This is a genomic window from Nocardioides sp. CPCC 206348, from assembly GCF_048654705.1.
In the GTDB taxonomy this organism is placed as follows: domain Bacteria; phylum Actinomycetota; class Actinomycetes; order Propionibacteriales; family Nocardioidaceae; genus Nocardioides.
Map to the genome: position 1 here is coordinate 14,642 of NZ_JBMCZA010000216.1, position 7,164 is coordinate 21,805.

8 protein-coding genes are annotated in these 7,164 nt (G+C 71.1%); 5 read left to right on the plus strand and 3 right to left on the minus strand.

The window, feature by feature from the left end:
- Nucleotides 1–74: 74 nt before the first annotated feature.
- Nucleotides 75–965 carry a TIGR03619 family F420-dependent LLM class oxidoreductase gene (locus tag ACOADB_RS23370; protein ID WP_378604379.1) on the minus strand — a complete coding sequence of 297 codons (891 nt, stop codon included), beginning with the start codon at nucleotides 963–965 and terminating at the stop codon, nucleotides 75–77.
- Between the two features lie 47 nt (nucleotides 966–1,012).
- Here ACOADB_RS23370 and ACOADB_RS23375 point away from each other — a divergent pair, with 47 nt between their 5' ends.
- From ACOADB_RS23375 to ACOADB_RS23390, 4 genes are all read left to right on the plus strand, one after another.
- Complete coding sequence (locus ACOADB_RS23375) at nucleotides 1,013–1,531, plus strand: nitroreductase/quinone reductase family protein (RefSeq protein ID WP_378604382.1); 519 nt, start codon at nucleotides 1,013–1,015, stop codon at nucleotides 1,529–1,531.
- Nucleotides 1,528–1,962: a nuclear transport factor 2 family protein gene (locus tag ACOADB_RS23380; RefSeq protein WP_378604385.1), complete on the plus strand. Its 435-nt coding sequence runs from the start codon at nucleotides 1,528–1,530 to the stop codon at nucleotides 1,960–1,962. Before ACOADB_RS23375 ends, ACOADB_RS23380 begins: the two co-directional genes overlap by 4 nt.
- Before the next feature lie 214 nt (nucleotides 1,963–2,176).
- Entirely contained in the window at nucleotides 2,177–2,788 is a 612-nt protein-coding gene (locus tag ACOADB_RS23385) for a hypothetical protein (protein ID WP_378604388.1), read from the plus strand.
- 65 nt (nucleotides 2,789–2,853) lie between these two features.
- Complete coding sequence (locus ACOADB_RS23390; RefSeq protein WP_378604391.1) at nucleotides 2,854–4,386, plus strand: LuxR C-terminal-related transcriptional regulator; 1,533 nt, start codon at nucleotides 2,854–2,856, stop codon at nucleotides 4,384–4,386.
- Nucleotides 4,387–4,403: 17 nt separating this feature from the next.
- Here ACOADB_RS23390 and ACOADB_RS23395 read toward each other — a convergent pair whose 3' ends face one another.
- Together ACOADB_RS23395 and ACOADB_RS23400 are read right to left on the minus strand one after the other, a co-directional pair.
- Nucleotides 4,404–4,955, minus strand: coding sequence for a hypothetical protein (locus tag ACOADB_RS23395; RefSeq protein ID WP_378604394.1), 552 nt, complete (start codon nucleotides 4,953–4,955; stop codon nucleotides 4,404–4,406).
- A 106-nt stretch (nucleotides 4,956–5,061) separates the two neighbouring features.
- Nucleotides 5,062–6,582, minus strand: coding sequence for a LuxR C-terminal-related transcriptional regulator (locus ACOADB_RS23400; RefSeq protein ID WP_378604397.1), 1,521 nt, complete (start codon nucleotides 6,580–6,582; stop codon nucleotides 5,062–5,064).
- 238 nt (nucleotides 6,583–6,820) lie between these two features.
- Between ACOADB_RS23400 and ACOADB_RS23405 the strand changes: the two genes are divergently transcribed.
- A partial coding sequence (locus ACOADB_RS23405; protein ID WP_378604557.1) for an Hsp70 family protein occupies nucleotides 6,821–7,164 on the plus strand: 344 nt, incomplete at its 3' end.

Sequence of the window (7,164 nt, forward strand, 5' to 3'; positions counted from 1 at the left end):
CGCCGCGTTGGCGATCAGCTCCTCGGCCTCGGCGATCGCGTCCTGCAGTGGCTTGGTGAGCCCGAGGGCCTCGCTCACGGGTTCACCTTGGCGATGATGTTCTCGGCGTAGCCCTCGAGGTGCTTGATCTTCGTCTCGAGCGGCTCGGTGTCCGGGCCCTTGATGTAGGGCACCCGGAAGCCGACGATGCAGTCCGTGACGCCCCTGTCCTCGAGGCGCTTCACGCCGTCGAGCGTGTAGGCGTCGTACGAGATCACGTGCACCTCGAAGTCGTCGCGGGTGTCGCCCTCCTCCTTGCGGATCTCCGCCAGGCGGGCGAGGAGGCGGTCGAGCTCCTCGCCGTCGCCGCCGGCGTGCATCCACCCGTCGCCCTTGCGTACGGCGCGCCGCAGCGCGGCGTCGGAGTGGCCGCCGACGAGCAGCGGGATCTTCTGCGTGGGGGCGGGGCACTGCTGCAGCGGCTCGAACTGGAAGAACTCCCCGTCGTAGCCGAAGAAGGTCGGCTCGTCGCCGGGCTGCATGAGGCCGGTGAGGATGTCCATGCACTCGTCCATCCGCTTCCCGCGCTTCTCCCACGGCACGCCGAGGGCCGCGAAGTCCTCGGGCCACGGGGACAGGCCGACGCCGAGGCCGAGGCGGTTGTCGGAGAGGAAGGCGAGGGACGACGCCTGCTTGGCGACGAGGACCGGCGGACGCACCGGGAGCTTCAGGACGAAGGGCGTCAGCCGCAGCGTCGAGGTCACCGCGAAGAGCTGTGCGCACAGGATGAACGTCTCGATGAACTCCTTGCCGAGCAGGAACTCACGGTCCCCGGTGTCGGTGTAGGGGTACTTCGAGTCGGACTCCTGCGGGTAGATCAGGCTGTCCGCGACCGACATCGACGTGTAGCCGGTGGCCTCGACGGCCTGGGCGAGCGGCGCGTAGTACTTCGCCTGGGTCATGCCTTCGGCGTAGGTGAATCTCATGGGCTCCACACTAGAACGTGTTCTACATTTCTGCCAGAGTGAGCGCCATGGGACAGCCCAAGACAAAGCCTGAGGGTCTCGACAAGCCGATCGTCGCCAAGATCATCAAGTACGGCGCCAAGGCGAACGTGAAGGTCTACCGGCTCACCAACGGACGGATCGGCGCGAAGTGGCGCGTCGGGGCGGGCTGGAAGAAGCCGGTGCCGGTGCTGCTGCTGGACCACGTCGGGCGCAAGAGCGGCACGACGTTCACGACCCCGCTGCTCTTCCTGACGGACGGACCTGACCTTGTGATCGTGGCCTCGCAGGGCGGACTGCCGAAGAACCCGCAGTGGTTCCACAACCTCGTCGCCACGCCGGACACGACCGTCGACCTGCCGCGCGAACGCCGTCGTGCGGTGCGGGCCCGGGTGGCGGACTCCGCCGAGCGGGCGAGCCTCTGGCCGCGCCTCGTCGACCTCTACGCCGACTTCGACAACTACCAGGCCTGGACCGACCGGGAGATCCCGGTCGTCGTCCTCGAACCGCGGGTCTCGACAGGCTCGACCACCGGAGGCACCCCGTGACTGACCTGCAGGAGCTGATCGACCGCGCCGAGATCACCGACGCGATCACCCGCTACACGCTGTCCGTCGACGAGGGTGACTTCGACCGCCTCGACACGGTCTTCATGCCCGACGCGCACATCGACTACACCGAGAGCGGCGGGATCGCTGACGCCTTCCCGGTCGTCAAGGCGTGGCTCGCCGAGAACCTGCCTGCGTTCTCCGCCCACCGCGTGCACGCCGTGGCCCAGATCGACTTCGTGTTCGCTGGCTCGCGCGACGAGGCCGACGTGACGGCGTACTTCCACAACCCGATGCGGATCTCGGACGGCCAGGGCGGCGAGCGGGTCGTCGAGGTCGGCGGGATGTACCGCCACCACTTCGTCCGCACGCCCGCCGGCTGGCGTTCGAACCGGCTGCACGAACAGGTGGTCTGGACCCGCGGGTTCTGATCTCCCGACCCGATTTCCGTCCAGCACGCAACCAAAGCGGCACGCGATCGCTCAAGGTGGATGAAGGCAGTTCACCGACGGACGAGGAACGCGATGGCGGGGCCCATCGAGGTCGCCGATCAGCAGCGGCCGCCGTACGTCCGGTGACGCTCGTGGCGACCCGCGCGGTCCCACGCGGTTTGGTTGCGCCGCCCGCGTCACAGACAATGGCGAGGTGAGCGACCCCCAGCAGGAGCCCAGCGCCGACCGCCCCGTGCTCAACGGGCTGGTGGCACTGGTCGCCGTCGCCCTCGGCGTCGGGCTGATCCTCGCCCTGGTGGCGCTGATGGGGTCGCGGTTCCTCGGCATCGGCGACGGCGGCGGCTCGTCGGCCGCCGGATCGACCGTCCGCGAGTCGATGTACCTGCCCACGCCGGTGGAGACCGCGGGCTCACAGGGGCCGCGGATCACGCTGAACACGGCGACGCCCGAGGAGACCCAGTCCACCGAGGAGACCGACGTCGAGGAGACGGAGACCGCGGAGACCGAGTCGACCGAGTCCGAGTCGCCCTCGGCCGGTGAGATCTCGCTCCAGGCGGTCGACAACAGCGTCGCGGCCGACGAGCGGATCTACTTCAGTGGGGTCTACCCCGGTGGCGAAGGCGCGATCCTGTGGCTCCAGCGCTTCGAGAACGGCGGCTGGGCCGACTTCCCCGCCAGCGTCGGCGTCACCAACGGCACCTTCTCGAGCTACATCTTCACGGGCCAGGGCGGGCTCAACCGGTTCCGCGTGATCGACCGCGACGACGGCACCGTGAGCAACGAGATCCGCGTCCAGGTCGGCTGACCCGTCCGTCCCTGACCCCTGTTTTCGCCACTTGGCGGGCGGCGGGAGCGGGGTGACCATGAGGGATGGGCGATCCGTCGACCCCGTCCGATCTCGAGCTCGACCTGTGGATGAAGATCCAGGCCGGCGACTTCGACCACGCGTTCGCGATGGCCGCCCGACTGCTCATCGTCAGCGACGACTCGGTGCAGCGTGGGCGGGTCGAGACGGCGATCGGCCTGATGATGCAGCGCGCCGGGCTCACGGCCGACTCCCGCGACCAGTTCGCCAGGGCCCTGGCCCTGGTGGGTGACTCCGGTCCGGACCGCGCACTGGTCCTCGCGGTCGGATCGCTCTCGAGCGTGCTCGCCGGAGCGCTGGACCAGGCCGAGGCCGACGCGAACGAAGCGCTCGTCCTCGCCGCCCAGCACGACTTCGACTTCCCGGTGCGACAGGCGCGCACGACGCTCGCCGTGGTGAACCTGGGGCGGGGTCGCCTGGGCGAGGCGCTGGCGTGCGCCGAGGCCGCGGCGTCGTACGACGACAAGGGGATCGGCCAGGCCGAGTACCGCTCCACCGCGTACGTGGTGCTCGCGATGGTTCTCGCCGAGCTCGACCGGATGCCGGAGGCCCATGCAACCATCGCCGAGGGCATCCGGATCGCGCAGGACGAGGGTGACACCGGACAGCTGGCCTGGTACCTCGCCTCCCAGGCGATGCTGCACTTCATCGACGGCAGCTGGGAAGCCGCGCGCGAGGAGACGCGGCGCTCGCTCGACCGTGCGGAGCGGACCGGCGCCCTCGCCGCGCGCCCCCTGGCCTGGGGGATCGCGGCCTGCATCGAGGGCCTGCGCGGGAATGTGGCCGATGCCCGGGTGCTCATTGCGCGATCCCGTGCCCACCGACTCGGCCCCGGCGGCGGGCTCGGGGAGGAATGGGTCGCTCTGGCCGTCGCGGCGAGCACCGATGACGCCGATGAACGCTATGACGCCCTGTGCGAGGCGTGGTTCCGGTTGCGTGGCATGCCCAGCTTCCTGGCCTGGAAGGTCTTCGCCTACCCGCTCGTGGTGCTCGCCGTCCAGCGCGGCGACCACGTGCTCGCCACCGCGGTCAGTGAGCGGGTGGGGGAGCTGGCGGAGGTGGCGGGGACGATCAGCGCCCGCGCCACCGCGCTGTGCTGCTCGGCCGCGACATCGGGGTCGCCGGAGTCACTCGACGCCGGCCTGGAGCTCCTGCGCGCGAGCGGACGGCCCCTCCCGCTCGCCTTCGGGTGCGTGGCGGCCGCCCGCACCACGGCGGACCCAGCGCGACGCTCGGCCGCCCTCCATGAAGCGGCGGCCGTCTTCCACGCCCTCGGAGCGACGACGTGGAGTGCGTTGGTGACCCGTCAGCTGGTCCGGGTCGCGGCGGAACCGCCGGACGTGCCGACGGGCCCCTGGCATCTCCTCACCCCGGGTGAGCAGCGGGTCGTCCGCCTTGCGGTGCAGGGCCTCTCCAACCCGGCGATCGCCGAACAGCTGGGCGTCTCGTCCCGGACGGTCCAGGCCCAGCTGGCCTCGGCCTGTCGCAAGTGCGGCGTCCCCGGCCGCGTCCTGCTCGCGGGGCTCTTCGCCGGCTGAGGATCCGACCGGTCCTGTCAGTGCAGCAGCTCCTGGACCGGGTGGGACGGGCCCGCGCCGACGAGCAGGTCCAGCGTGGCGCGGAACCGGGACGGCCGCGGCTCGGTGGAGGGCGTCGGGACACCGTCCAGGACGAGGGCGACCTGGTGCGACGCGACCGCCGCCGAGGTCCCCGGGGTGGCGAGGCCGACGGCGCAGGCCAGCCGGAGGTACTCGCGCTCGACGAGCGCGGCGCCCAGTGCCCCCCGGGTGGTGTGCAGGATCAGCGGGTAGAGGCGGGGTTCACGCCGCATGGTGGCGCGGTGTGCCTCGCGCAGGGTCTCGGCGCTGTCGTTCTGTTCGCCCACCTCGAGGGCGAAGTCGACACAGGCCCCCATCAAGGTCGTCCAGTGCTGGACGAGTTCCCGGACGAGGTCGTCCCGGTTCGGGAACACCGCCTGGAGCTCGGCGTCCGACTCGTCGACGCGGCCCGAGGTGATGACCCTGCGCAGGACGGCGTGGCGGCGGTGGATCTGCTGCCAGCGCTGCTGGGTCTCGGACTGTCCGGCAATGGTGAACGTGTGCTTCATCTGGAGCTCCTGGTGAATGGTGGTTTGCCAATGAACCGGAGACTGCCGCCCCCGGTGGGGCTCGGCATCCGCCGACTGGCGGATATCGCGGACACGTTCGTGCGGGTCAGTGGGGGCCGCGCTGGCGCAGCAGCGCCGAGAGCTGGACGCGTGAGGTGATCTGCAACTTGGCGTAGATGTGCGACGTGTGGGTCTGCACCGTCCGGGGCGAGATGAAGAGCTCGGCACCCACCTGCGGGTTGGACAGCCCGCTGGCCACCAGGCGGGCGATCCTGTCCTCGGTCGGGGTCAGCAGGCTCCAGTCCGGCTGGCAGCGCTCGACCACGTCCGGTGGGGCGGCCAGATGCATCAACCGCTGACCGCTGTAGGCCAGCCAGGGATTGGCGCGAAGGCCGTGGAAGGCGTCCACCGCGGTGCGCAGGACCTTGCGGGAGCGGTCGTCGTGGCCGGCCGCATGGAGCAGCAGGGCTGCGTCCAGGCAGGCGGAAGCAAAGGCGAAGGGTCGTCCGGAGCCCTCGAGCACCGCCACCGCAGCGAGTGCGACCTCTGGATCGGCCTCCGCGATCGCCTGGCAGCGCAGGGCTGCTCCGGTTGCGGACGCGACGTGGCCAGCACGTCCCGCCCCGATGCGGGCCTGCTCGGCGACCTCGACGGCCAGCTCGTGCTCGCCCTGCCGCATCGACTGGTGGACCACGGCCGGCGCCAGGGCGCGCCAGCTCAGGAGGTACGGCGTCCGCCGGGTGTGCAGCCAGCCCTCGAGCAGCGCTGCGTGGGCCGCCGCGGGATGGGGAGCCATGGCCGCGCGGGCCATGGCGAGCCAGTCCTCGCCGGGGAGGCCGACGGCGGTCAACGTGCCTTCGTGCGAAGCGACGCTCTCGGTCGCGGCGGCGACGTTTCCCCGGATCGCCTGCACCAGGCCGATAACGCCGCGGGCCAGCGGGCGGGCGATCAGGGTGCCCGTGCTCTCGGCGGCGTCGAGCGCGGTCCGCGCATCCTCGATCGCGGCGTCCCAGTGGCCGGAGAGGAAGCGGCACAGCCCGCGCATGCAGTGGTACCAGGTCAGCTGGCCGACCGCACCGGCCCCGGCCGAGCGCCGCAGCCCTTCGCTGAACGCCGACTCCGCCTCGGCGAACCGGTCCAGCTCGATCAGGACGATCCCGTGGTGGAGGTGGGCCATGGGAGCGCCGCCGTTGCGGCCGTCACCGGCGGCGGTGAAGGAGATCGCCTCCCTGGTCAGGCGCAGCGCGTCAGAGGTCCGGCCCTCGCCGAGCGCCACCGCCGCGAGGGTGTTGAGCGCCTCGCAGGATGCGAACGGGTTGGCGTGCAGGTCGCCGAGCCTCCGGGCGCGCTCGGCCGCGCCGGCGGCGCCGGTCAGGTCGCCGAGCAGGAACCGCGACGCGGCCTCGTCGGCGACGTACGAGGCGTGGATGCGGGGAGTGGAGCGCGTGAGATCGGCAGCCCGGGTGAACCGGTCGCGGGACTCGGCGATGCGCCCGACGCGCTGCAGCAGGAGGCCGAGGGCAGCGTGTGCCTCTGCCTGGGCTGCCGGTTCGCTGCAGTGCTCGAGCATCAGCTGCGCGTCGGCAGCCGCGGCGTTGAGCTCGCCGCGGCTGATCCGGTCCCACATCGTGGCGCTCCGAGAGGTTGCTTCCGGCTCCATGGCCGCCCCCAGCCGAGGGGCCGCGGAGGTCCCTCGTCCTCTCAGGCTAGGCGCGCACGTGCCTCCGGGAAAGGCTCGGAAAGGAGGACTGGGCGGCCGGGAACAACCCCGGTTCCCCGGTCGTTGTGCCCTGTGTCAGACTTGAGTCCATTCGGCTCAACTAACCTGACGCCTGAACCCTGAATCACTACGGAGGAACCACACCATGGCACGAGCTGTCGGCATCGACCTCGGAACGACGAACAGCGTCGTCGCAGTCCTCGAGGGCGGCGAGCCCACGGTCATCGCGAACGCAGAGGGCGCCCGTACGACGCCGTCCGTCGTCGCCTTCGCGAAGAGCGGCGAGGTGCTCGTCGGCGAGGTCGCGAAGCGCCAGGCCGTCACCAACGTCGACCGCACCATCCGGTCGGTCAAGCGCCACATGGGTACCGACTGGACCCAGCACGTCGGCGACCCGGTCGACAAGGACTTCACGCCGCAGCAGATCTCGGCGTTCATCCTGCAGAAGCTGAAGCGCGACGCGGAGGCCTACCTCGGCGAGACCGTCAC